Source organism: Virgibacillus tibetensis (assembly GCF_036026595.1).
Taxonomy (GTDB): Bacteria; Bacillota; Bacilli; order Bacillales; family Amphibacillaceae; genus Virgibacillus_P; species Virgibacillus_P tibetensis.
Genome location: NZ_JARZFX010000006.1, coordinates 46,209 through 69,000 on the forward strand (window position 1 = coordinate 46,209; position 22,792 = coordinate 69,000).

A 22,792-nucleotide genomic window follows, 5' to 3' on the forward strand; every position below is an offset into this window, starting at 1 on the left:
ATGTTTGTAGGAAATTAATCCCAAAATAAAAACCATTAAAAAATAAAAAGCTAGTTAATAATATGTCCAATAAAGAACAAATTATTTTCAATATTATCAGATAATTCGACTGATATTTTATACAAAACAAAAAGCAAAATTAATCTTAACAATCCTGTTAGGGGTTGTCAATGTAACAAAAAGGCAAATATTGAACATTCTGTGACTGTTCTTTAAAGTCTGATTAATTACTTTTTTGAAGAAAATGAGTTACATTGTTTACATTCCATCCATTCACCTATAGAATGTTCCTATATTTCTCGTTAGGAGGTAACTGATGGTACCATCTCTTTTATTTGAAGTAATGCTGATTGGTCTCTTAGGGATTGGTTCGCAATGGGTGGCTTGGCGATATCGAATGCCTGCTATTGTAGTAATGGCCATTACAGGTTTGCTGGTCGGTCCAATTTTAGGTTTGATTAATCCGGAAGAAGACTTTGGCAGTTTATATAGTCCGATTATTTCTGTTGCTGTTGCAATTATTTTATTCGAAGGTAGCTTAAACTTAAGTTTTAAAGAGCTACGTGGATTAGGTAAACCGATTTTTCGTATTTCGACCGTCGGCGCATTTATTGCTTGGATACTTGGCTCTCTGGCTGCACATTATGTAGCAGGCTTGTCATGGGCTGTGGCATTTGTTATCGGTGGTTTGTTTATAGTTACAGGCCCGACTGTAATAATGCCTTTACTAAGACAGTCAAAACTGAAGCCAAGACCGGCTAAGATTTTGAAATGGGAAGGTATCATTGTTGACCCAATAGGTGCACTTCTAGCTGTATTTGCTTTTGAAATTATAACTTATATAACTGCTAGTGACCCAGATGGTGCGGCGCTTACGTTGTTCTTTGCTGCATCCATTTTTGCTGCTGTATTTGGTTGGGCTTGTGGTAAAGGAATTGGCTGGATGTTTGAAACAGGCCACATCCCGGAATTCCTAAAATCTCCGGCGGTTATTATTGTAGTTATTATGTGTTTCACAGTAGCTGACGAAATTATGCATGAAACAGGATTGCTGTCTGTTACAGCAATGGGAATTACGCTTGCTAATATGGGAATCAGTTCCATTTCAGATATGCGTCACTTTAAAGAAAATATTTCACTCTTATTAATATCAGCAATATTTATTATGCTGACGGCATCCTTGCAACTGGAAATATTAATGCAGATTTTCAGCCCGAGTATTATAGGCTATGTGCTGTTAATGATGTTTATCGTTCGTCCTTTATCCATTTTCCTGTCAACAATAGGAACTGGATTGTCCTTGAATGAAAAAGCATTGGTTGGTTGGATTGCACCAAGAGGTATTGTTGCACTAACAGTATCTGGTTACTTTGCAAATGTATTATTGGAAGCCGGGTATGAAGATGCAAATATTCTTACTACCTTAACGTTTGGGCTTGTGTTCTTTACTGTTCTTGCACATGGTTTCTCTATCGGCTGGTTGGCGAAGAAGCTGAACTTATCCATGGAAGGAAGACCTGGTACCTTGATTGTAGGAAGCAATCCGTTTACGGTTGAACTTGCAAAATCCTTATCTAAGGCAAAGGTGCCTGTAATTATTGTCGATCATTCATGGGAAAGGCTGCGTAAAGCACGTGAAGGTGGAGTTGCCTTTTATCATGGAAATATGCTGTCTGAGCAGACAGAGTATAACCTTGACACCATTCCATATGAATATCTGATTACTTTAACTGACGATCATGCTTTTAATTCATTAGTATGCACGACGTTTATGCCTGAATATGGTCGAACGAATGTATTTAAGATTAGTCCGCATCAGCAATTAAAGGGAGGCAGCTCTACTGAAATTGTCTCTAAAGTAGGCGGAAGGATTTTATTTGATAAGAAATTTTCAATGGATGACTTGAATGATAAGTTGAACAACGGGTTTGTCTTTAGACAAACAACCCTTACTTCTCAATATAATTACAAACAATATGTAGCAGAAAGAGAAGACTCGACAGTTTTCCTCTATTTGATTAAACGCTCAGGACAGATTAAGTTCTACTCAGAAGAGATGCGGACTGTCCCTGTAATCGGTGATACAATTGTAAGCTTAACACCACCTAGTAAAGAAAAAGCTAAGATTGAAGCAAAACTTGAGAATCAGCGTAACACTACAGGTAATGGCAATGCAACCTGATAAAAAGTTAAAAGAGTGAAGCCCGCTGGCTTCACTCTTTTAATTTCTCGGCAGTAAAGAAAGTATAACCATATTTCTTTCTGCATAAGTGCAACTAAGGCATCGCCCAAAGACTTGGCGGATACCAAGTTTTCTAACAAAGTAGGAAAGTATAAAATTTTGGCTGCAATTAATTCTTACTCTTAAACAGCCACGTCCAGCTTCGACGGACAGGACGTCCTAGTGCCGATGAAGCCACAGGACGTGGCGTATTCATCGGCCAGCGCCAAGGGACTAGCGAGACTTCCTGCACCTCCGTACGATAAGTCAACATCGCTCCCTCCGGTCGCCGTGTTTCCTTTATCTCCTGCGGCAGTGGAAGATCGACTAACTACGCCGCTTTGCGCGGCAACGTCGACCCACCCGCGATGCGCGGGCGCAGTCCGTACGTCCCTAATCGGGCGCTTGCGCCTTTGTTCCGTTAATCCAATTCATCAAGCTTTTGATTGACCTCAGCGATTTCTTTTTCTAACCGGATTAGTTGTCCTTCAGCAGAAGAAACCCTTCCCCGGACATATTCTAACTTATCCATATCACTTTGAATACGGACATAATCTGATTTTAATTCATCCAGTTTAGCTTGTAACGCTTGTTTACTCATTAACTTCACCTCTGATATTAGTGTAGCTGATTTTGGCTTTACAAAACAAGAGAATTCTTTAGTATTAGTAGAAAAGGGAGGCAGACAGATGATAGTGAACATTGCTCCGACTGTGAAATGCTATAGTGAGAAAGTGGAATACATGCTACTAAAAAAAGAAGCGTGCAACAACTTAATGCTTGGGTTAATGGGTCGACTTGCGAAAAGTAAAGTCGACAGTATTCTAGGTTATGTTGAAGATAATGGGAGGGTTATCTACGCATTTATGCAAACACCTCCGAATAATTGGATTCTATCTGATGTAGAGAACGTTGATCTTCGCGCGATACAAGCAGTAGTAAATTTCCTTAAAGAGGGAAAATATAAAGTGCCCGGAGTTTTAGGTCCTGTTAAAGATGTTGATGCGTTTATTGGTATGTGGGGAAATGAAAAATCCACAGTTCATATGAACCAATTAATATATCAATTAGATGCAGTTAAAGTATCACCATCAACAAAGGGAAAATTAATTCAAGCCACTGATAAAGATAACAATCTATTAGCTGGCTGGTTGTATCAATTTGGAGAAGAAGCTAATGAAATAATTTCTATCCCGCAAGCGCAAACCCTTGCATCGAATTTTATCAAAAATGGTTCTGCCTATCTATGGAAAATTAATGGGCGGATTGTTTCTATGGTGAATAGATCAAGGGAAACGAGAAACGGAGCAACAATTAATGCGGTATTCACACCAGATGTGCATAAAAGAAATGGTTATGCAACAAATAGTGTAGCGGCATTAAGTCAAAAACTGCTGGATGAAGGTTTTCAATTTTGCAGTTTATATACAGATAAGCTAAATTCAACTTCAAATAATATCTATAAAAAAATTGGATATTATGAAGTAGGTTCATCCATTGTCTATCATTTTGAAGACTGAAAAAAGGCACCCAAGTACTGTGAAATGAGTACTGGGTGCCTTTTTTGAAATTGACTCTTACATAGAATGAAAAGCAACAAAACTTACGAAAAGTGCATTTAAATTAAAGCATCATCTTTTTCTTTTTTAGAATTCTCATAGGTTTTATAAAAATGAACAATTACCGTTTTAAGCACAGCATAGAACGGTACGGCGAACAGAATGCCAAGGAATCCGGCAATGCTGCCTGCGGCTAAAATAACGGTAATAATGGTTAGTGGGTGTAACTCCAATGCCCTACCCATAACATTAGGCGAAATCAGATTACTTTCAATCTGCTGGGCAACAATCATAACCAGAGCTACCCACACCATCATCATCGGATCTTGAAATGCACCAACAATTATTGCAGGGATAACAGATAAGAACGGCCCTATGAAAGGAATAACGTTCATAATCAAACCGAATAAAGCAAGTGTTAAAGAATATTCCAATCCAATGATTAAGTACCCAATAAATAATAATACACCGACAAAGAAACTAACAATAAGCTGACCTTGGATAAAAGCAGTTAGCACTTCATCCATTTTCCCCAGTAGGCTGCGGATGTTTTCAGCTTTTTTCTTTTCAAAAATCTGGGTAATAAATGGAACCAGCTTTTCCCCATCCTTAAGCATGAAAAAGAGGAAGAAAGGAACCAATACAATACCAGCAACGATACTGATAAGCTGGCCGATAAACCCAAATAAAGAGTTTAATATATTTTCAAGATAGGATTCGAGATTTTCTGTAAAGTTATTAATTGCGCTAAGAACCTGATCTGGAAGGGTAGTATAATTCGCCTGCCAATAATCAATGAAAATCTCTACACCTTTTACCCATGTTGGAATATTATCGAGGAGGTTGTTAAACTGCCTCTGGGTAATAGGCGCAATATATATTATAAATAGGAATAGAAGTAAAATCAGTACAAGAAAGACCAGCCCAATGGAGGCGATCCTCGGGATTTTAAAACGTTCAAAGAAATGCATGAGCGGTTTTGTTAAGTAATAAAGGATGCCAGCTCCAATAATAGGAAGTGCTACTGCCCCAATGTATTGTAAAAACGGATTAAATATGAATCCTGTATTAGAAATCAGCAAGATTAATAGAAAGACTAAAATAAAAAATACTAGCACTTGAAACCAGCGTTTGTTTAACATGGAACACCACAACCTTTATCCAATTTATATACATTCTATTCTAACTGTAAAATCAACTAATAGGAAGTAAATGCCTGACTTTTTTATTAATTCTTTCCTCAATATGGATGACATAAACGTCAAGTTTTTCTAACAGATAGAATATTCACTAGAAGTATGCTAAAATTTGAGCATATTATACCTATACATAGTGGAGGAAATTTATATGAGCAGCAATTGGGGAAAGGCCTATCAAAAGTGGAAGACATTTCAAAATCTGGAATCATCTTTGAAACTCGATCTGGATAAGTTAAAAGGGGATAACAAGGCGTTAGAGGATGCATTCTATAAAGAGCTTACTTTTGGAACCGGGGGCATCAGGGGTGTTCTTGGACCTGGAACCAATCGGATGAATATATATACGATAAGAAAAGCAGTTAATGGCCTTGCAAGTTACTTATTAAAAAATACAGTAAATGTAAAGGATCGAGGTGTGGTTGTAGCCTATGACTCCAGATACATGTCACAGGAGTTTGCGGTGGAAACAGCCAAAGTTTTTGGCGCGTATGGGATAAAGACTCACGTTTTTGACGCGTTACGCCCAACTCCACTTCTTTCGTTTGCAGTACGCTATTTAGGTACAGTGGCAGGAATAATGATTACAGCAAGCCACAACCCACCTGAATACAATGGTTTAAAAGTATATAATGAAGATGGTGGGCAAATTACCCCCGATGAAGCGAAAGAAATTATTGCGTCGATTAAAGAAACAGAGGACGAGTTTACAGTGCCTGTTATGGAGAAAGAAAAACTGGAAGAAGACGAGTTAATTAATTGGATAGGAAAAGAAGTTGATAATGCTTACCTGGAACAATTGATTTTGATTTCAAAACTTGATCCAGCCGAACATGGAAAAGAGAAGGGTACGCAAATTGTTTTCACCCCTCTCCACGGGACAGCAAACGATCTTGTCACAAGAGGATTGCAGCAATTAAACTTTGTAAATGTTGAGGTTGTAAAAGAGCAAGCGAAACCAGACCCTGAGTTCTCTACGGTAGAATCACCAAATCCAGAGGAACATCAGGCGTTTAAGCTGGCAATAGAACAGGGCAAGCAAACAAATGCGTCCATTCTGCTCGGTACGGATCCTGATGGCGATCGTTTAGGTGTTGCTGTAAAGGATAAAACAGGGAACTATCAAGTACTTACAGGGAACCAATTGGGCTCTCTGCTGCTCGATTACATTCTTTCACACAGTGATAGCATTATAAGACTGAACGCACGTATGTTAAAAACAGTTGTTACCTCTGAACTTGGTCGGGCTATTGCTGATTCATATGGAGTAAAAACAATTGATACATTAACAGGATTCAAGTACATTGGAGAAAAAATACGCCAATTTGACTCAACTGGAGAAACCTTTATATTTGGCTATGAAGAAAGCTATGGGTATTTGATCAGTAGTTTCGCCCGTGATAAAGACGCTGTACAAGCAGCTATGATGGCCTGTGAAATGGCATATTACTGGGAGAAACAAGGGAAGACACTTATTGAAGCACTAGATGTTCTGTATGAGAAACATGGCTACTACCTAGAAGGTATGTCTTCGTTAACACTGAAAGGAAAAGAAGGATCCGATCAAATAGCTGCAATAATGGACGGGATCCGTCAAAATCCATTAACTGAAATAGCAGATTTTCAAGTAGAGAAAGCGGAGGATTATTTAACAAGTGAGCGCGTGTTACATGGCAATTTGCATGTAAAAGAAACTATTGGACTGCCGAAAGAAAATATGCTGAAATTCGTCCTGGAAAAAAACTGCTGGGTTTGTTTGCGTCCTTCAGGTACAGAACCGAAGATTAAATGCTATTACGGTGTTTGTGGAGAAAGTCCGGAAGACAGTAAACAGAAACTGGCCTCTATAAAAGAAACAATGGACAAGATGATTGATCAACTTATTTATGCAAAATGAATAGTTGGAAACATGGGTGGTTAAACTATAACTAAGTAAGATAGCAGTTGACATTTTTTTCTTAAAGAGTTTTAATAAAGTAATATAATATTCCTAAAGGGGAGTAGCTGTACAGCTTAAGTCGTCATTACGAGATAATATCTCCGGCTTGGTTGGCAACGGACGTTGTTTGCGAGACCTTTACCACTGAACAGGTAAGGGTCTTTTTTTGATGGTTCTTATCTGTATGCAGGACCATTTTGTTTATAGGGAGAGCTTAAATTGGAAGTACAATTACTTATCGAGTATTTATGGGTATTAGTTATTTTAATAGGTCTTGAAGGCTTGCTGGCAGCAGATAATGCATTGGTTTTGGCAATTATGGTTAAACATCTTCCGGAAAAACAACGTAAAAAAGCGTTGTTTTATGGGCTGGCTGGGGCATTTGTATTACGCTTCGGTTCGTTATTTGTCATATCATTTCTCGTTGATGTATGGCAGGTACAAGCACTGGGAGCAGCCTACTTATTATTTATGTCAATTAAGCATTTATATGACAAACTTAAACCAGTGAGAGAAGTGCAGGAAAAGGACAAACCTGCAGGTGCTGAAGGTAGTGGCTTTTGGATGACGGTTGTAAAAGTGGAATTCGCTGACTTAGCATTTGCTGTTGACTCCATTTTAGCAGCAGTAGCTTTAGCCGTGGCACTTCCGCCTTCTGGACTTGGGACAGTAGGCAGCTTGGATACAGGTCAATTCTTAGTTGTGTTTGCTGGTGGTATGATTGGACTAATAATCATGCGCTTTGCGGCTAATATATTTGTTGAAATGCTTAATAAGCGCCCGGGTCTGGAAATAGCAGCCTTTGTAATTGTCGGCTGGGTTGGAGTGAAATTAGCCTTAATCGTTTTAGCACATGAAGACGTTGCCTGGATCCCGCATGATTTCCCGCATTCAACATTATGGAAGGTACTGTTTTATACAGTGCTAATCGGTATTGCGGTTTTCGGCTGGTTCCTGTCAGGCCGTACGGTTAAAAAAATGAAGGATAATGTGAATAACTAATTTCTGCAAGCAGCCACGAGGGAAGTGGTTGCTTCATTTTTTTTGAGATAAAGCATAATGGATTGTATTAAAGAAAAATCATGACCACCAATAAGAAAGGGTATTCTTAAATTATAATTCCTTGATCGTTTTTTCAATAGTTAAGCTATAATTATTTGGTAAAATCCCAGCTTCATTCGTTTTTATTAGAAAGTCTTCTGCTTCACGATATGTTTTGAATGTCATTTGTTTTTCTTCCATAGCTAAGAATGCACGTACTTTATTTGTTCCAATTGCAACTACTTTATACACGGTTACTTCCCCCCCTAAAACTATTCAATAAAAAAAGCCGAAAAGGATTAATACCTTTTCGGCTTATGTCTTGGCACAATCGTCCAGACATTCCCACCTATCTATGTTAGTAACTGCTTCGCAAGCAGTGATGTTAATGTTAATCTTCTTCTTTAAGCTTTACTTTATCTGGGAGAAGTACAAATATCACATAACCTATATCGTTGTGAAAATCCCAATCAACGAAAATGTCTTGTATTTCCTGATTTAAAACAGACTCCAAAAAGCCTCGATTAATAAGGTTCTTTTCAAGACGTCGTTTGGAAATCCTCAGTTGCTTTTCGAACCCGGATTCAATTAATTCCTGCTCAATACGCACGAGTATATCCTCACGCTTTGATATAATGGTTCGGGAATTAAGCTTAAATGACCGAAGCTCTCTTGGCGATTTCTGTGCCTTTTTTGTAAAGCGATCTATTTCATTATGGACTTCGTCTTTTGCCTGATAACTAAGAAACTCTTCATCCGTTTCATTTTCAATGGAATCCATTTCAGCAAAAATCATTCCAGTTTTATTCTCCAGTGACCAGTCATAAAATACACGTGAAACCTTTGTTCCTGTCTCTGAAGAGAAAATCAGCTTAATCTCTGGAAGTAATTCGTTCATTAATATGTCCCGTGTTTCTTGAACCCGCAAAGTATTATCCTGGTTTAGAAGCACTCTTTCCATTGGTGCCAGAAAGCTCTTTAAATATATGGTTATAAACGGTTTCACAACAGTTACGTAAATAGAGCCCGGCCCCTTGCCGAAGTTATCACGCAACAGTCTTCCTGTGGAACTCGCTATAGCAGATTCGACAGTCTTTTTATCCATCTATTACATCCTTTACATAGAAGGATTGTACATTATTTTACAATCCCTGTTGATAGTATAGCATTTCCACTCATATAAGGAAAACAAACTTTTTTTATTTTAATTATGTAAATTTCACTATCTCTAAGCATTTCTATGTTATTTTTGTATTAATGAGAATATGCTGGAGGTGGTTATAGTTAAGAATCATTCGCGAATGGAAATCTTACTAACTTCATTGAAGCTTGGATTAACTTCCTTTGGTGGTCCTGTGGCACACTTGGGTTATTTTAAAGATGAGTACGTAGATAAGAAAAAGTGGCTTGATGATAAGACCTATGCAGATATTATTGCATTGTGTCAATTTCTTCCCGGTCCAGCCAGTAGTCAGGTTGGAATCGCAATCGGTATGTTGCGGGGTGGATTTCTGGGTGGTTTTGTATCCTGGTTCGGATTCACGATTCCATCTGTACTGGTACTCGTATTGTTTGCACTTGCCTACCAATCGTTTACCTTAGGTGGTGCTGCATGGATCGTCAGTTTAAAAATTGTAGCAGTGGCGGTAGTAGCACATGCTGTTATCGGTTTAGGCAAAAAGCTTACTCCAGACAGACCACGGATTGCTATAGCCATAGCAGCGGCTTTGATCATGCTTCTTTTTCCATCAGCAATTGTACAGATCTCGATTATTGCAGGTGCTGCGCTGCTTGGATATTTTATGTTCTCTAAACAAGGGAAGACGGATGTAAAGTCGTTCTCCGTTTCTGTTACAAAAAAACAAGGACTGATCTCTTTATCTGTATTAGGATTATTACTAGTCATACTGCCGATTCTGTCGCAGACTCTATCGAATAGCTACATAACCATTTTCGATATATTCTTTCGAGTAGGCTCTATTGTATTTGGAGGAGGTCATGTAGTGTTGCCTCTCTTGGAACAAGAGCTTGTTCCAATCGGACTCCTGACAGGAGATGACTTTCTGGCTGGTTACGGAATGGCCCAGGCTGTACCTGGACCGTTGTTCACATTTGCAGGATACTTAGGCACCATGATCAGTGGGATTACAGGAGCGGTAGTCGCGACAATTGCTATCTTTCTGCCTTCCTTTCTTCTGATTGTTGCAGCACTTCCATTTCTGAGTGAATTACGTAAACGATCAAGCTTTCAAGGGATATTAACAGGAGTAAATGCGAGTGTTGTAGGTATATTATTGGCAGCTTTTTATAATCCTGTATTTACAACATCTATTAATAACGGCGCTCATTTTGGGTTGGCCCTCCTGCTGTTCGCCTTATTGCATTTTTGGAAATTACCAGCCTGGATGATTGTCATAATCGGTATTGTAGCAGGTGAGGGGATAGCTTATTTTTTTGATTTTGTATAACATAAGAAATACTTAGTGGAGGTTATTACATGACAGCACATCATTTTTATTTAAGAGCAGATTGGCCTGGTGGCCGAAACAGTGATGGGTATCTGGAAACAGGTAACCTGAAGACCAAAATTTCCATCCCACCTGAAATGGGAGGACCTGGTATTGGGACCAATCCAGATGAAATGCTGTTGGGAGCTGCATCTACGTGCTATATTATAACGTTAGCTGCGATGATTGAACGGGCTGCTTTGCCTCTTTTAAGTATGTCACTTGAATCAGAAGGAATTGTAGATGTTACGAATGGTGTTTTCACATATGAGAAAATCATTCATAAACCAACTGTAGTCTTAACAGATGAGGGTGTAGAAGAGGATTATAATAAATTAAATAAATTAGTTGAAAAAGCAGAAAAGAGCTGCATGATTTCACGAGCTGTCCAAGGCAATGTTGAAATAGTAGTTCAAGCAAATAGCAAGTGAAAAAGGTGCTGACCATTAATGGTTCAGCATCTTTTTTAAAAGGATTAACATAGCCAGCCTGACGTTTATTTTGCGGAAAACTGTGCATAAATAAAACAGGAATTATTCTTGACACGTCATCTAAATCATTGTATCTTATATAAGTCATACTAAATTCATCGGAATTATTGATATTAAGAGAGAACCATAGCTGGAAATCCTGCATATAATAGGAAAAAAACAACAGCAATAAATATTGGGAGGAAGAAAAATTATGGATTTATTATTTATTTTAGCTAATATCGCAGTCTTGCTAGCTATCATCGGACTACTTATTTACATGCAAAGGAAGCGCGTCTCATTTACAAAACGTGTATTTACAGGGCTGGGTCTTGGTATTGTATTAGGTGGCTTATTGCAGGCTATTTACGGAGCAGGTTCAGAAGTCTTGGTTCAAACTACAGAGTGGTACAGTATTGTAGGTAGTGGGTATATCCGTTTACTTATGATGATTGTCGTACCTTTAGTTATGGTTTCAATTATCCAGTCGATTATTAATCTGGAAAAAACAGCTGAGCTGGGAAAAATGTCAGCATGGATCATCGGCATATTAATCAGTACTACTATGGTGGCAGCTCTAATTGGAATTGGAACAGCTACGTTATTTGATTTAAATGCAGAGCAGATTCAGGCTGGTCAAGCGGAAAGTGAAAGAGGAACGATGCTGGAAACACGTTTAGGTGATGTGCAGGATCAATCAACACCTCAACGAATTCTTAACTTTATTCCGTCTAACATATTTTTGGATATGACAGGGGACAGACCTACATCAGTCATTGCGGTTGTTATTTTTTCGATGATTGTAGGGGTTGCAGTTCTTGGTCTGCGCAGAAAAAATCCGGAACAGGCAGAAATGTTCACTAAAATTGTTAATGCTTTTTATGGTGTCGTTATGCGCATCGTAACGATCGTATTACGCTTGGCGCCATTTGGTATACTGGCCCTCATGGCGAACACTGTAGCAAATACTGATGTTGGAGGAGTATTAGAACTAGGTAAATTTGTGCTAGCTTCTTATGTGGCATTGTTCATCATGTTCATTGTGCATTTAGTTATGGTGGGTGTGTTTGGATTAAATCCAATGACATATTTAAGAAAGGCTTTGCCAGTATTGGGGTTTGCCTTCACATCCCGTTCAAGTGCTGGTACCATTCCATTAAATATTCAAGCACAAAGGAAGTCACTTGGTGTTGACCAGGGAATTGCCAACATGTCAGCTTCCTTTGGGGCTACAATGGGCCAAAACGGCTGTGCAGGGATTTATCCGGCAATGCTGGCCGTAATGATTGCGCCGTCTGTAGGCATTGATCCACTCTCGCCAGGTTTCCTAATTCAATTGGTGCTAATTATTGGTATTAGTTCATTTGGTGTAGCCGGTGTCGGTGGGGGAGCAACGTTCGCAGCAATCATTGTGTTGTCCTCAATGAACCTTCCAGTTGCATTAGCAGGTCTGTTGATCTCCATTGAAGCTCTGATTGATATGGGACGTACAGCACTGAATGTAAATGGCTCGATGGTTTCAGGTACACTGACATCCAGAATTTTAAAGAAGTTGAATGTCGAAACATTTAATGATAAAAACAAAATAGAAGAAAGCACGTCACTTTAAAAAATGAAGCCGTTCCTTGATGGAGCGGTTTTTTTATTGTCTAGCGAAACTATAAAATTTTGAGATTGTGGATAAATTAACATCCGAATCAGCCTCGGCCGGCTTCAACGCACATTGCCTAGCACCCTTCCGGAAACCTCCTTAATCGAAGTCAACATCGAATCGAGAAAATAAAGGAAGGCCGACTAAAACAGGGCTTGTGCTTTGCAGACCCATTCGGTGGGCCTTTTAGGCCAAGATCGGGAATAAAGACTTTCAGCCGCAGAGCAAGAGGCCGTGCCCACGGAAAGCGAAGTATTTTGCCGAAGCGGTACATTTGCCCAGGCGTTAATTGTTCGGATTTTCCTGAATAATTCCTCCTTTGTCCCAACCTCTTTGATTTATATGCGACTCACCAAAACTAATTCAGCTCCTGATCAGCCTTAATACCTCTTTTAAATTCTGTTCTTTGCCAGCAGCAAAATAATTAGTAAAGGGACAGCCTGCAGTTTTCACACGTTCCGCAACATTTTCTATCGTAAATTGTTCCGGTCTCAGTGCATGGGTAACCTCTTCCCAATACAGCGGTGCGGCAACGGTTGCTTCTCTTGTTTTTCTGGTGGAATAGGGTGCTATTATTGTTTTATCTTTCCCATGCTGTACATAATCAATATATAATCGTTCCTTTCTTTTTTTCTTCATCCGCTCTGTTGTAAATAAATCAGGATGTGCTCCCTCTACCGTATAAGCTATTGCTTGAGTAAAAAGGGCGGTATCATCATAGGTCAGGGAGCCTTCCACTAATGGAATGTGAATCTGCAAGCCTTTATTACCAGAGGTTTTTACAAAAGAAAGGAGCTCCAGGTCATCAAGCAAACGTTTGATTAAGATAGCTGCATCAATAGCCAGACCAAAACGTTCCCTGTCTGGGGGGTCTAAGTCAAAGACGACTTCAATTGGATGAATACTACCTGCGCGTTGAAATGGAAGATGATATTCAACTGCTCCATGATTAGCAAACCAGATTAACGCGTTAAGCTCATCGCAAATTATAAGCTTCTCTTTATCTTCAGATAGCACACTGTTGATAAAGGAAGGTGCATAATCGGGAAGGTGCTTCTGAAAAAAGTATTCACCCTCTACACCGTCCGGGGACCGGATAATGGTCAGCACCCGTTCATTCATGAAAGGAATCATATATGGGGCCATTTCCCTTATGTATACAAGTAAATCTCCTTTAGTAAGGCCACTCTCTGGCCAAAAGACTTTTTCCGTATTGGTAAGGTCTACATTTTCCGGAAACATAGCCATATCTATACCAAGCTTTTCAATCGTGCATTCACTTGGAGACACATGTGGCAATAAGGAAACAAACTCAGGTTCACGGAGTTCACTTTTATATAAATCCAATGTGTTTACTGCAGCACAAATAGCAGGGGGAAGTTTATGGACACCATCACGGTAATCGCCTTTTTCCAAAAAGAGATTCTTTAATGTCTGGAAATCTTCAGGTGGGAGTCCGTGCTTGCATTTACCAATTTCAACTGATTCCTCCTTGTTATAAACGTGGAACGTAAAATACTCATTCTTTACATGGAAATCTGTAAGGAAGCCTTGAATTGTTCGCCAGTTTTTTATTTTAAACCAATCATGATGAGACTTCCCTGAATTGTAAAGACTTTGCTTACGCTTCGCAATCATCCCTTCTCCCATATAGTTAAAAATAGTTTCCCATAATTCATTTGGATTCTCAGATGCTTGAACTAGTTGTAATTGCTTGTCCCAATGAAATTTATAAAAAAGGCTAGTTAACACAGACTTGCGGTTTTCATAGCTTTTATTTACATAACTAATACCAGCCTGTTGCAGAATATCAAATGCCATAAAGCTGGCAGGTCTTGCTTCAGCTGCTTTCATAATGGATTCTGTCTTTTTCAATCGTCCTCTTTTTTGAATCCACGAGAAATTTGCCTGAAAAGCGTTATTTAAAACGACTAATTCACCATCAAATTTGAGCGGAAGAAAGCTGCTGACATGTGGATATTGTGCTTGGCAGTAGGTCACTATTTCCGGAAAGCTAGCAGTTAAATCCTTTTTGTTTCTGCTCATAAGCTGTATGCTGTCTTTTTCCCAATGTAAAACACAACGAAAACCATCGTACTTTACCTCATATAACCACTCCTTGCCATAAGGTATTTCTTCACTAGCTATTGGTTTCATGATGTCCATTCCACACAACTCCTTCGCAAGTTATCTTTCCATAGTGGCACAGTTTTATTATGCTTATCAGGATAAAAATAATTGAGACTGACAAACTACATAGCAAGGGAGGTTGTTATAATGCATACAATGTGGAAAGGTACCATCAGTTTTGGGCTTGTAAATATTCCTGTCAAAATGCATGCTGCAACGGAAAATAAAGATGTGAAATTAAGGCAGCTGCATAAAGAATGTCAGTCGCCTGTTAAATATGAAAAGGTCTGTCCAGTTTGTGACCGAGAAATTCAATCAGAAGAGATCGTAAAGGCATATGAATATGCCAAAAATAAATTTGTCATGTTGGATGAAGAGGATCTGGAAGCTTTACAGAAAGAACAGGCTGATAAAGCAGTGGAGATTGTTGACTTTGTAAAGCTGGAAGAAATTGATCCGATATATTTTGAAAAAAGTTATTATCTATCGCCAAATGAAGGTGGCAGCAAGGCTTATGTATTACTTTTAAATGCATTAAAGGACACAGGTAAAATAGGTGTAGCAAAAATGATAATCCGTTCAAAAGAACAATTGGCAGTCATTCGTGTTTATGAAAATACATTGGTTGCAGAGACCATTCATTACCCGGATGAAGTACGCAATGTACGGGACGTACCGAATGTGCCAGAGGAAACAGCTACTGCAAAAAAAGAACTGGATACTGCTAAAATGCTGATTGATCAATTGACTACTGAATTCAACCCGGAAAAATATAAAGATGACTACCGGATAGCTCTCCTTGATCTGATCGAAGCAAAGAAAAATAATGAAGAAATAACTACGGCAAAAGATAAACCTGCACCAAAATCTGCAGATAACTTAATGGACGCACTTCAGGAATCACTGGAACGAGCAAAAAAAGCCAAACCAAAACCAAAGCAGCCCGCAAAGCGAAAAACGAAAACAACTGCACAAAAAAAGAAAACAGCAACATAAATGGCCTCCCTGGAGGCTATTTTTATTGCTCTACCCATTCCATATTTCTGCCCCAACCATTTCATTCCTCTTACAATGCAGTTACAACACTATGAAATTTACGGATTGCCTACGTATTTCTCTCATGAAACGGGTATAGTGATAAATCACAACAAGATTAAAGGGATGAGAAGCATGGAGAGAAATGCATTTTTTGATAACGCTAAGGTACTACTGATATTTTTGGTCGTTTTTGGTCATATGATCCAGCCTTTTGTTGACGGATCCAGAGGCATGAATACACTTTACACATGGATTTACACATTTCATATGCCGGCGTTTATACTACTGGCAGGTTTTTTTGCTAAAGGATCAGGGAACATAAATTATATCCTCAATTTAATGAAAAAGTTGTTACTGCCATATATTATTTTCCAGTTACTATATTCAGGCTATTATTTGATGATTGGAAAATCAGGTTGGCAAACAGGACTGTTTCATCCGCATTGGTCGCTGTGGTTTTTATTTAGTTTATTCAGCTGGCATCTGCTTTTATATTGGTTTAAAAAGATACCGGCTGGGGCCAGTGTCAGTCTGGCTGTAGTCATAGGATTAGTGGTTGGTTATTTTGGCGAAATAGGACACACATTCAGCCTGTCACGCACATTTGTTTTCTTCCCGTTTTTCCTGATTGGCTATTTAATTACAGAAAAACAAATGATGTCAATTAGAAGCAAATCTGTCAGGATTGGTTCTGTTGCCGTAATGACTGCTTTAGCTGCAGCCATTTATTATTTACCGGAAATTAATACTGGTTGGTTACTTGCCTCTAAGTCATACGGCGATTTGGGGATGGCAGAATATGGAATGTTTGCCCGTCTTTTAGTTTACCTGACTGCTGCCATTATGGTGGTTAGTGTACTGACGTGGATCCCTAAAACCGAATATAGGCTGACCAGTCTGGGTACACGTACGTTATATGTTTATTTACTGCACGGATTTATCATTCAATTCTTCCGCCAGGCTGACATGTTTGTTATTAACAATCTGTTTGATTTAGTTGGTCTTGCTGCCTTATCTGCAGTTATTGTACTTGTTTTATCAAGTAGACCTATTCTTGGCATATGGCAGCCATTAATAGAGGGAAAAGCTTCCATTATGAAAGAGGCATACAGCCAGAAGACAAACAAGAATCAACACGCCTAGAATTCATTATTTAAAAAGGGAAGGTGTATGTATGAAGGTTTGTGTATTTGGCGCTAGTGGTTATGTAGGAACATCTGTTTATAAACTATTACAAGAGGATTCTGCAATTGAGGTTAGTGGAACATTTTTAAATGATCCGCCACTGTATGATGATTTAGAAAAGCTGGATATTAATGAGGCAGAGTCTTTTTCTGAATACTATAAAAGGGAACAGCCTGACGTAGTGGTCTGGTCTGTGATGGACGGACCTCAGGAACATGAATTAACAGATAGAGGTTTAATGCATCTGATAACACATTTGACACCACAGACGAAACTGATTTATATTTCCTCTGATTTTGTTTACAGTGCCGGAAATGGTCCATATAAGGAAGAGGACCCTTTGTCTACGCTGGCAGACGATCATTTGATCAGTAATTACGTGAATGCCAAAGTAAAAGCAGAACGGTTTATAACAAATGAATTGTCTAACTACGTGATTTTAAGAGCCGGCCCAGTATATGGAGAAAATCAGATTGGTGCACTGGATGAGCAGACCGATAAATTGTCTTATCATTTGCGCTCCGGGAGAACGATTGCCTTTCGGGATGATTTAATCAGAACTTTTGTGCATGTAGAGGAATTGGCAGGAATCATTGCAGAGATGGTGCGAAATGACGTAACAGGTGTTTTCAATACAGGGTCTGAAGACAATCAAAGTTACTATGAATTCATGAGAGCAACAGCAAAGAAATTGGGCTACAATCCGGATCATGTGGAAAAAGAGTCCGAGTACGAAGAGGCAGATTGTGAAATACCAAAGAACACTTCATTAATTACAGATAAAATTGCAGAATTAATGAAACGAAAGTCCGGTTAGAACGTACTAATAAATGACCCCCTTTAAAATAATAAAACAGACGGCCAAGATTTGGTCGTCTGTTTTACTATTAACCAGTATAAATTTCAATAAGCAACAAACTAGAAGAATAGAGCCTTAAAAAATAATATGTGCGATCAATGTAATAATAGGCAACGTGATTAACGTACGTAATAGGAAGATAATCGCCAGATCCTTAAAGGAAACAGGCACTTTGGAACCAAGCAGCAAGCCACCGACCTCAGACATATAGATCAATTGAGTTACCGATAAAGCTGCGATTATAAATCTGGTGATCTCTGCTTCAATATCTGCTGCAAATATAGCAGGCAGGAACATGTCAGCAAAGCCGATCAATATCGTCTCAGAAGCTGCGGCTGCGTGTGGAACCTGCATCAGCTCCAGTAATGGGATAAAAGGCATTCCAAGCCACTGGAATAATGGTGTGTTCTCAGCAATGACTAATGCGACTAATCCGAACGCCATAACAATCGGAGCTACACCCATCCACATATCCAGTATGTTTTGGCCGCCTTCTTTAAAGAACTTACCAACACTTGTTTCCTTCTTGCTTCGGTCAAGTGCTTTTTGATACCCAAATGTAAGGGTATTGTATCCTTCAGGAATTTCTTCATCAATACCAGTTGCAGACTCACTTATATACGTATCTGCTTTTCTGGATAATGGCGGGATTCTCGGCATGATTAATGCAGCAACAAATCCTGCTATAAGCACTGTTGCATAAAAGGGTACAAACATATGCTGAAGGTCAACATAAGAGATTACCACTAGTGTAAATGTAATAGAAACAACAGAGAATGTCGTTCCAATAACTGCAGCTTCCCTTTTAGTATAATAGCCACCCTCATATTGTTTACTCGTTAATAGAACACCAATGGTTCCATCACCAATCCAAGAAGCTAAGGAGTCAATTGAACCACGGCCGGGCAACTTGAATAAAGGCCGCATAATTTTTGTCATTAATGTACCGAACAGTTCTAGTAGTCCAAAGTTCATTAATAAGGGTAAAAATAACCCGGCAAAGAGGAAGACTGCAAACAGAACATGTAAGAGGTCATCCAATAATAACTGGCCGGTACCGGGCCCGATTACTGCTTCAGGTCCGATCTGGAAAAATACCATAGTTGCAAAGACAGCAGCAACGACCCTGGTAACTGTCCAAAAAATACTAACATCAAAAAGCTTTTGAAAAAAAGGTGTACTGGCAAAAACACCCGTTCCCAGGATTTTTGCCAGAACAGTCATAAATGCAGTAATAATAATTATAACCATCATGATTGCTGACAATTGATTGGCCAACAACTCCTGAACGAGATCTGCCAGGACAGCTATTGGGATGGAAAACCCATCCTCAGTTTTAACAGGAGTCATAAATAAGACTATACCTATTAAAGAAGGAAGGATAAATTTTAAGTGATTATTCAGACTATTAGAATTTTTATTCAAATAAATTCCCCCTAGTGTATCTATCATTAATCATTATAAGTGAATATAGGTATAACGCCAAGAGAAATAAAATAGAATTAAATAAAGGGTAATAAATTGTTTAGTTCATGGGACCTGGCGGGTAAAGTTTATCGAGGTGTTTATCGTGAGAGAGTCGTTGAAATATAACATTATTTACCGCTGCACAATTATCGTCTGGATGACGGTGAAATTTATTTTCCAAATCTATTTCTTTACTATGAGACATAGTGTTTGGGATGAGAAAACACAGCAGAAATGGAATGCGCTATTAGTAAAGCAGGCAAAAGAATATCGCATAAAAGCAGTGGAACTTGGGGGAGTTCTCATTAAGGTAGGGCAATTTCTGAGTACCAGAACGGATTTTATGCCTGACGTTTTCATCAGAGAGCTTACTGGTCTTGTTGATCGAGTACCGCCGATGACATTCGATTATGCGAAGCGGCTGCTGGAAGAAGAATGGGGAGGCGAAATAGGTGACTATGTCGCGGAAATTAATGAAACGTCCATAGCATCTGCATCCATTGGTGAAGTATATCGGGCAAAATTATCAGGTGGTACTGAAGTAGCAATTAAAGTACAGCGCTACAGGGTTCAGCAGATTTTCCAAATGGATTTTAAAGCATTGCGTATGGTGTTTTGGATTTTATCTGTATTTACTGGCTTTGGGAAGAAAGCGGATTTAAAAGCATTATACCGAGAACTTATAACTGTCATGGACAGAGAATTAAATTTTCATAAAGAACTTGAGTATGGAACTTATTTCAAGGAACGCTATAAAGATAATAGCTCCATACATATTCCCAATTACTATGAAAAACTGAGCACAAAAAAAGTTCTCGTGATGGATTGGGTAGATGGGGCTAAAATAACCGACCTGGAATTCATGAATCGTCATCAGATTAACATACAACAGACAGCGAAGACCCTGTTTGATTTTTATATTGATCAATTTCTGAATCAGGGTAAATTCCATGCTGATCCACATGCAGGAAATATTATCATTCAAAAGGACGGCATGATATCCATCATTGATTTTGGGATGATCGGTGAAGTAGGAAAACAGGACACACATTATTTTAAGCGGATTATCAAGAGTCTAATTATGGATGATTATGACCGTATAGTCGAAACGCTGGACGAAATGAATTTCATCTTGCCTAATGCAGACAAGAGCAAATTAAATCGGATGATTAAACAAACCATTGAATTATACCGAAACGGTTCATTTAAAAATATAGATGCGCATGTAATGGATCAGTTAAGAAACGATATTCGAATTTTTATAAAGGATCAACCGATTCAATTATCGGCTGAATATGCCTACTTGGGAAGGGCAATATCTATTGTGTTTGGTATATTATTTGCCATTTACCCTGATATAGATATTGAAAGATGGGCAAAACCAAAGATCAAGAAGATGTTTGGTGACCGATCTTTAGTAGAATCTATTTATAAGCAATACGCTAAGGATGCAGCCGAGCCAATCTTATCTTTACCCAAAGCGATGTTAAACTGGCTGGAAAGTGGGGAAAGAGATAGACAATGGGATAAAGAAAAGCAGGAAAAGCAATGGAAACAAAACTTTTATTTATTACTCGAGGCAGTGAGCTTTATTATGGTAATAGTTGGGATTGCTTTTAGTTTTTACGGATTCAATCTGGGAATGTCTATTCTGACAATCAGTGCCATAGCGGTAACTGTTTTCTTTATTCTAATTATGAATACAATCTTACTGAAGCATTACCGTATGATTCGAAAAAAAACGTAGGGAGGATGTTATAAATGAATGAATTATTAAGAAGGGGTTTCCTTTTGGGACTTGGAGCTGCAGTAAGCAGTAAGGAAAAATTTGACCAGAAGCTGAAGGAGCTTGTAGAAAAGAATGAATTGACCCAAGAACAGGCAAGAACAGTTATGCAAAACTTTGTTGATAAAGGGGAAATGAAGAAGGATGAATGGAATGCCAAGCAAATGGGACAAACCCAACAAATGGCAAAAGAGTTAGGTTTAGCAACGAAGGAAGATATTAATGAATTACGTGCTCGGATTACTGAGCTGGAAGAAAGATTAAATGAGAATTGATGCAAGAAAACGGTAGATGAATAGAAATGAAGGATAGGTTAAACGGCAACATGCCGCTTAACCTATCCTTTTTATTATTGCATTTGATAGAACAAAAGCGCAGGGCGCCCGGGTAGGGACGTACGGACTGGACTGAGCCGCAGGAGATTCACTCCAAAGTATAAGATTCACTTAGACTTTCGCCATTCCTGGCGATAAGTCAAGTTCATCTAAAAGGAAACACGGTGACCGGAGGAAGCCGATGTTGACTTATCGTACGGAGGTGAAGGAAGTCTCGCTAGTCCCTGGGCGCTGGAGCTGGACGTGGCTCTTTAAGTGTAAGAATTAATTGCAGCCAAAAATTTATACTTTCTTACCTTTTAACAAAAGCGACATTAGCAGGGGTGATTTCCACTGCGGGCAGTCGCTTTCACCACTCCAGGTACAAGTGCAACATCTGCTCAGCTTCACTTTGCAGTGTTTTCTTTGCTGATGTCGGCTGGTGAGCCACCTTGTGCTATCACGAGGCCACTGAAAAACTTAAGTTTTCAACTCGAAAGCAATGGCTACCGTATACACTCTTGTAATATCATCACGGATTTTTTCAGTGGTCAGGCTATCACACTGCGGGGTCTCACCGATACACCGGTCATGCCAAAAATTTCGTACTGCACACGTATCAGATCGGACGATGTAGAGGGTTGACCGCTGAATAAACCGGGTTGAACGCGGGATTAAGCTGAACAAGCGCTGGATAAATTGGATCGAACGCGGGATTAAGCAAGCTGACCGCTGGAAAAAGTGTAGCGATCGCTGAATGAAGGCAGGGGCAGCGGTCATGCTAGAACGTTCGAATCGTGTGCAGACCAGATTGACGGTTTTCATGTCTTTCCTCCCACTGGAGTCTCCCTTGAAATACTTCTACTTCTCAAATCCCCTGTTAAAATAGGTAATTGTCGTATTTAAAATGTACTATATGTCGGAAAAAAAGTATTTAACTGTATATTCTGCAAATTTAAAATTATATATTGTTTCCAAAGGGAATTAACTATATAATAGGAAAATAAACTATCGTTAATTATTGCAATAGGGGGATTAATAGCGTTATGGAAAGCTTATTACAGATATGTGAGGATACAAAAGAGGAGCTTGGCAGACAGTTGCAGGATAGAGAAGTTGCATTTTTGCAGTGGATGTATGAACGCTATGTTGATGAACAAAAAGGCGGGGTACTTCAGAATATAAGCAGGTAACCTGTTGAATTTTTAGTTGATATACATTTATTTATAGTAATCACTTGAGTCTTGGAGTCTCCAAGTCTTTTTTGTGATAAGAAGTATATAAATCTGGCTTTATAAAATTCTCCGAAAGCAAGGGCCAAGTCAAGTGTCCATAACGCACTGCCTTTTTCAGACTCTTCTTATGATAAATCAACATCAATTTTCTGAAGCTTTTCAAGTCAAAAGTTAATATGATCATGTTATACTTG

The 22,792-nt window shown here is 38.9% G+C and carries 19 protein-coding genes; 13 read left to right on the forward strand and 6 right to left on the reverse strand.

The features are described 5' to 3' along the window. Positions 1-316 precede the first annotated feature (316 nt). On the forward strand, positions 317-2,182 hold the full coding sequence (locus tag QGM71_RS12875) for a cation:proton antiporter (protein WP_327607967.1): 1,866 nt from the start codon (positions 317-319) through the stop codon (positions 2,180-2,182). A gap of 460 nt (positions 2,183-2,642) precedes the next feature. Here QGM71_RS12875 and QGM71_RS12880 read toward each other — a convergent pair whose 3' ends face one another. Beyond that, on the reverse strand, positions 2,643-2,822 hold the full coding sequence (locus QGM71_RS12880) for an SE1832 family protein (protein WP_327607968.1): 180 nt from the start codon (positions 2,820-2,822) through the stop codon (positions 2,643-2,645). Between the two features lie 88 nt (positions 2,823-2,910). On the opposite strand from QGM71_RS12880, the gene QGM71_RS12885 reads away from it, so the two are divergent. Continuing rightward, complete coding sequence (locus QGM71_RS12885; RefSeq protein ID WP_327607969.1) at positions 2,911-3,741, forward strand: GNAT family N-acetyltransferase; 831 nt, start codon at positions 2,911-2,913, stop codon at positions 3,739-3,741. Between the two features lie 98 nt (positions 3,742-3,839). Here QGM71_RS12885 and QGM71_RS12890 read toward each other — a convergent pair whose 3' ends face one another. Next, positions 3,840-4,922, reverse strand: a complete 1,083-nt coding sequence (locus tag QGM71_RS12890) for an AI-2E family transporter (protein WP_327607970.1) — start codon at positions 4,920-4,922, stop codon at positions 3,840-3,842. A 205-nt stretch (positions 4,923-5,127) separates the two neighbouring features. Between QGM71_RS12890 and QGM71_RS12895 the strand changes: the two genes are divergently transcribed. Both QGM71_RS12895 and QGM71_RS12900 read left to right on the forward strand, forming a co-directional pair. Then, the gene (locus QGM71_RS12895) at positions 5,128-6,873 is read left to right on the forward strand and encodes a phospho-sugar mutase (protein ID WP_327607971.1); all 1,746 of its coding nucleotides are present in this window, start codon (positions 5,128-5,130) and stop codon (positions 6,871-6,873) included. A gap of 261 nt (positions 6,874-7,134) precedes the next feature. Beyond that, complete coding sequence (locus QGM71_RS12900; RefSeq protein ID WP_327607972.1) at positions 7,135-7,917, forward strand: TerC family protein; 783 nt, start codon at positions 7,135-7,137, stop codon at positions 7,915-7,917. Between the two features lie 111 nt (positions 7,918-8,028). Here the strand turns inward: QGM71_RS12900 and QGM71_RS12905 are convergent, their stop codons facing one another. Next, a complete protein-coding gene (locus QGM71_RS12905) occupies positions 8,029-8,208 on the reverse strand; it encodes a hypothetical protein (RefSeq protein WP_327607973.1) in 180 nt (59 codons plus the stop codon). Between the two features lie 139 nt (positions 8,209-8,347). After that, entirely contained in the window at positions 8,348-9,061 is a 714-nt protein-coding gene (locus QGM71_RS12910) for a DUF2294 domain-containing protein (protein ID WP_327607974.1), read from the reverse strand. A gap of 196 nt (positions 9,062-9,257) precedes the next feature. Between QGM71_RS12910 and chrA the strand changes: the two genes are divergently transcribed. The 3 genes from chrA to QGM71_RS12925 all read left to right on the forward strand — a co-directional run bounded on the left by chrA (position 9,258) and on the right by QGM71_RS12925 (position 12,542). After that, positions 9,258-10,424: a chromate efflux transporter gene (chrA, locus tag QGM71_RS12915; protein ID WP_327607975.1), complete on the forward strand. Its 1,167-nt coding sequence runs from the start codon at positions 9,258-9,260 to the stop codon at positions 10,422-10,424. Between the two features lie 29 nt (positions 10,425-10,453). Then, complete coding sequence (locus tag QGM71_RS12920; protein ID WP_327607976.1) at positions 10,454-10,894, forward strand: OsmC family protein; 441 nt, start codon at positions 10,454-10,456, stop codon at positions 10,892-10,894. Between the two features lie 253 nt (positions 10,895-11,147). Next, positions 11,148-12,542: an L-cystine transporter gene (locus QGM71_RS12925; RefSeq protein WP_327607977.1), complete on the forward strand. Its 1,395-nt coding sequence runs from the start codon at positions 11,148-11,150 to the stop codon at positions 12,540-12,542. Positions 12,543-12,947: 405 nt separating this feature from the next. Here QGM71_RS12925 and QGM71_RS12930 read toward each other — a convergent pair whose 3' ends face one another. After that, entirely contained in the window at positions 12,948-14,750 is a 1,803-nt protein-coding gene (locus QGM71_RS12930) for a DNA ligase D (protein ID WP_327607978.1), read from the reverse strand. Between the two features lie 111 nt (positions 14,751-14,861). Between QGM71_RS12930 and ku the strand changes: the two genes are divergently transcribed. From ku to QGM71_RS12945, 3 genes are all read left to right on the forward strand, one after another. Beyond that, positions 14,862-15,710, forward strand: a complete 849-nt coding sequence (gene ku / locus QGM71_RS12935; RefSeq protein WP_327607979.1) for a non-homologous end joining protein Ku — start codon at positions 14,862-14,864, stop codon at positions 15,708-15,710. 174 nt (positions 15,711-15,884) lie between these two features. Further along, positions 15,885-16,895, forward strand: a complete 1,011-nt coding sequence (locus QGM71_RS12940) for an acyltransferase family protein (RefSeq protein WP_327607980.1) — start codon at positions 15,885-15,887, stop codon at positions 16,893-16,895. A 31-nt stretch (positions 16,896-16,926) separates the two neighbouring features. Further along, entirely contained in the window at positions 16,927-17,754 is an 828-nt protein-coding gene (locus QGM71_RS12945) for a sugar nucleotide-binding protein (RefSeq protein WP_327607981.1), read from the forward strand. A 117-nt stretch (positions 17,755-17,871) separates the two neighbouring features. Here QGM71_RS12945 and QGM71_RS12950 read toward each other — a convergent pair whose 3' ends face one another. Next, positions 17,872-19,221: a YjiH family protein gene (locus QGM71_RS12950; RefSeq protein ID WP_327607982.1), complete on the reverse strand. Its 1,350-nt coding sequence runs from the start codon at positions 19,219-19,221 to the stop codon at positions 17,872-17,874. A 157-nt stretch (positions 19,222-19,378) separates the two neighbouring features. On the opposite strand from QGM71_RS12950, the gene QGM71_RS12955 reads away from it, so the two are divergent. The 3 genes from QGM71_RS12955 to QGM71_RS12965 all read left to right on the forward strand — a co-directional run bounded on the left by QGM71_RS12955 (position 19,379) and on the right by QGM71_RS12965 (position 22,556). After that, positions 19,379-21,010, forward strand: coding sequence for an ABC1 kinase family protein (locus tag QGM71_RS12955; protein WP_327607983.1), 1,632 nt, complete (start codon positions 19,379-19,381; stop codon positions 21,008-21,010). A gap of 14 nt (positions 21,011-21,024) precedes the next feature. Beyond that, a complete protein-coding gene (locus tag QGM71_RS12960) occupies positions 21,025-21,324 on the forward strand; it encodes a phasin family protein (protein ID WP_327607984.1) in 300 nt (99 codons plus the stop codon). A gap of 1,085 nt (positions 21,325-22,409) precedes the next feature. Next, entirely contained in the window at positions 22,410-22,556 is a 147-nt protein-coding gene (locus QGM71_RS12965) for a hypothetical protein (protein ID WP_327607985.1), read from the forward strand. Positions 22,557-22,792 lie beyond the last annotated feature (236 nt).

What these genes read in the sequence shown, in the direction of transcription:
- QGM71_RS12875 (WP_327607967.1), top strand. Translation starts at nt 317, where the DNA reads ATGGTACCATCTCTTTTATTTGAAGTAATGCTGATTGGTCTCTTAGGG.
- QGM71_RS12880 (WP_327607968.1), bottom strand. Translation starts at nt 2,822, where the DNA reads ATGAGTAAACAAGCGTTACAAGCTAAACTGGATGAATTAAAATCAGAT.
- QGM71_RS12885 (WP_327607969.1), top strand. Translation starts at nt 2,911, where the DNA reads ATGATAGTGAACATTGCTCCGACTGTGAAATGCTATAGTGAGAAAGTG.
- QGM71_RS12890 (WP_327607970.1), bottom strand. Translation starts at nt 4,922, where the DNA reads ATGTTAAACAAACGCTGGTTTCAAGTGCTAGTATTTTTTATTTTAGTC.
- QGM71_RS12895 (WP_327607971.1), top strand. Translation starts at nt 5,128, where the DNA reads ATGAGCAGCAATTGGGGAAAGGCCTATCAAAAGTGGAAGACATTTCAA.
- QGM71_RS12910 (WP_327607974.1), bottom strand. Translation starts at nt 9,061, where the DNA reads ATGGATAAAAAGACTGTCGAATCTGCTATAGCGAGTTCCACAGGAAGA.
- chrA (WP_327607975.1), top strand. Translation starts at nt 9,258, where the DNA reads ATGGAAATCTTACTAACTTCATTGAAGCTTGGATTAACTTCCTTTGGT.
- QGM71_RS12920 (WP_327607976.1), top strand. Translation starts at nt 10,454, where the DNA reads ATGACAGCACATCATTTTTATTTAAGAGCAGATTGGCCTGGTGGCCGA.
- QGM71_RS12925 (WP_327607977.1), top strand. Translation starts at nt 11,148, where the DNA reads ATGGATTTATTATTTATTTTAGCTAATATCGCAGTCTTGCTAGCTATC.
- QGM71_RS12930 (WP_327607978.1), bottom strand. Translation starts at nt 14,750, where the DNA reads ATGGACATCATGAAACCAATAGCTAGTGAAGAAATACCTTATGGCAAG.
- ku (WP_327607979.1), top strand. Translation starts at nt 14,862, where the DNA reads ATGCATACAATGTGGAAAGGTACCATCAGTTTTGGGCTTGTAAATATT.
- QGM71_RS12940 (WP_327607980.1), top strand. Translation starts at nt 15,885, where the DNA reads ATGGAGAGAAATGCATTTTTTGATAACGCTAAGGTACTACTGATATTT.
- QGM71_RS12945 (WP_327607981.1), top strand. Translation starts at nt 16,927, where the DNA reads ATGAAGGTTTGTGTATTTGGCGCTAGTGGTTATGTAGGAACATCTGTT.
- QGM71_RS12960 (WP_327607984.1), top strand. Translation starts at nt 21,025, where the DNA reads ATGAATGAATTATTAAGAAGGGGTTTCCTTTTGGGACTTGGAGCTGCA.
- QGM71_RS12965 (WP_327607985.1), top strand. Translation starts at nt 22,410, where the DNA reads ATGGAAAGCTTATTACAGATATGTGAGGATACAAAAGAGGAGCTTGGC.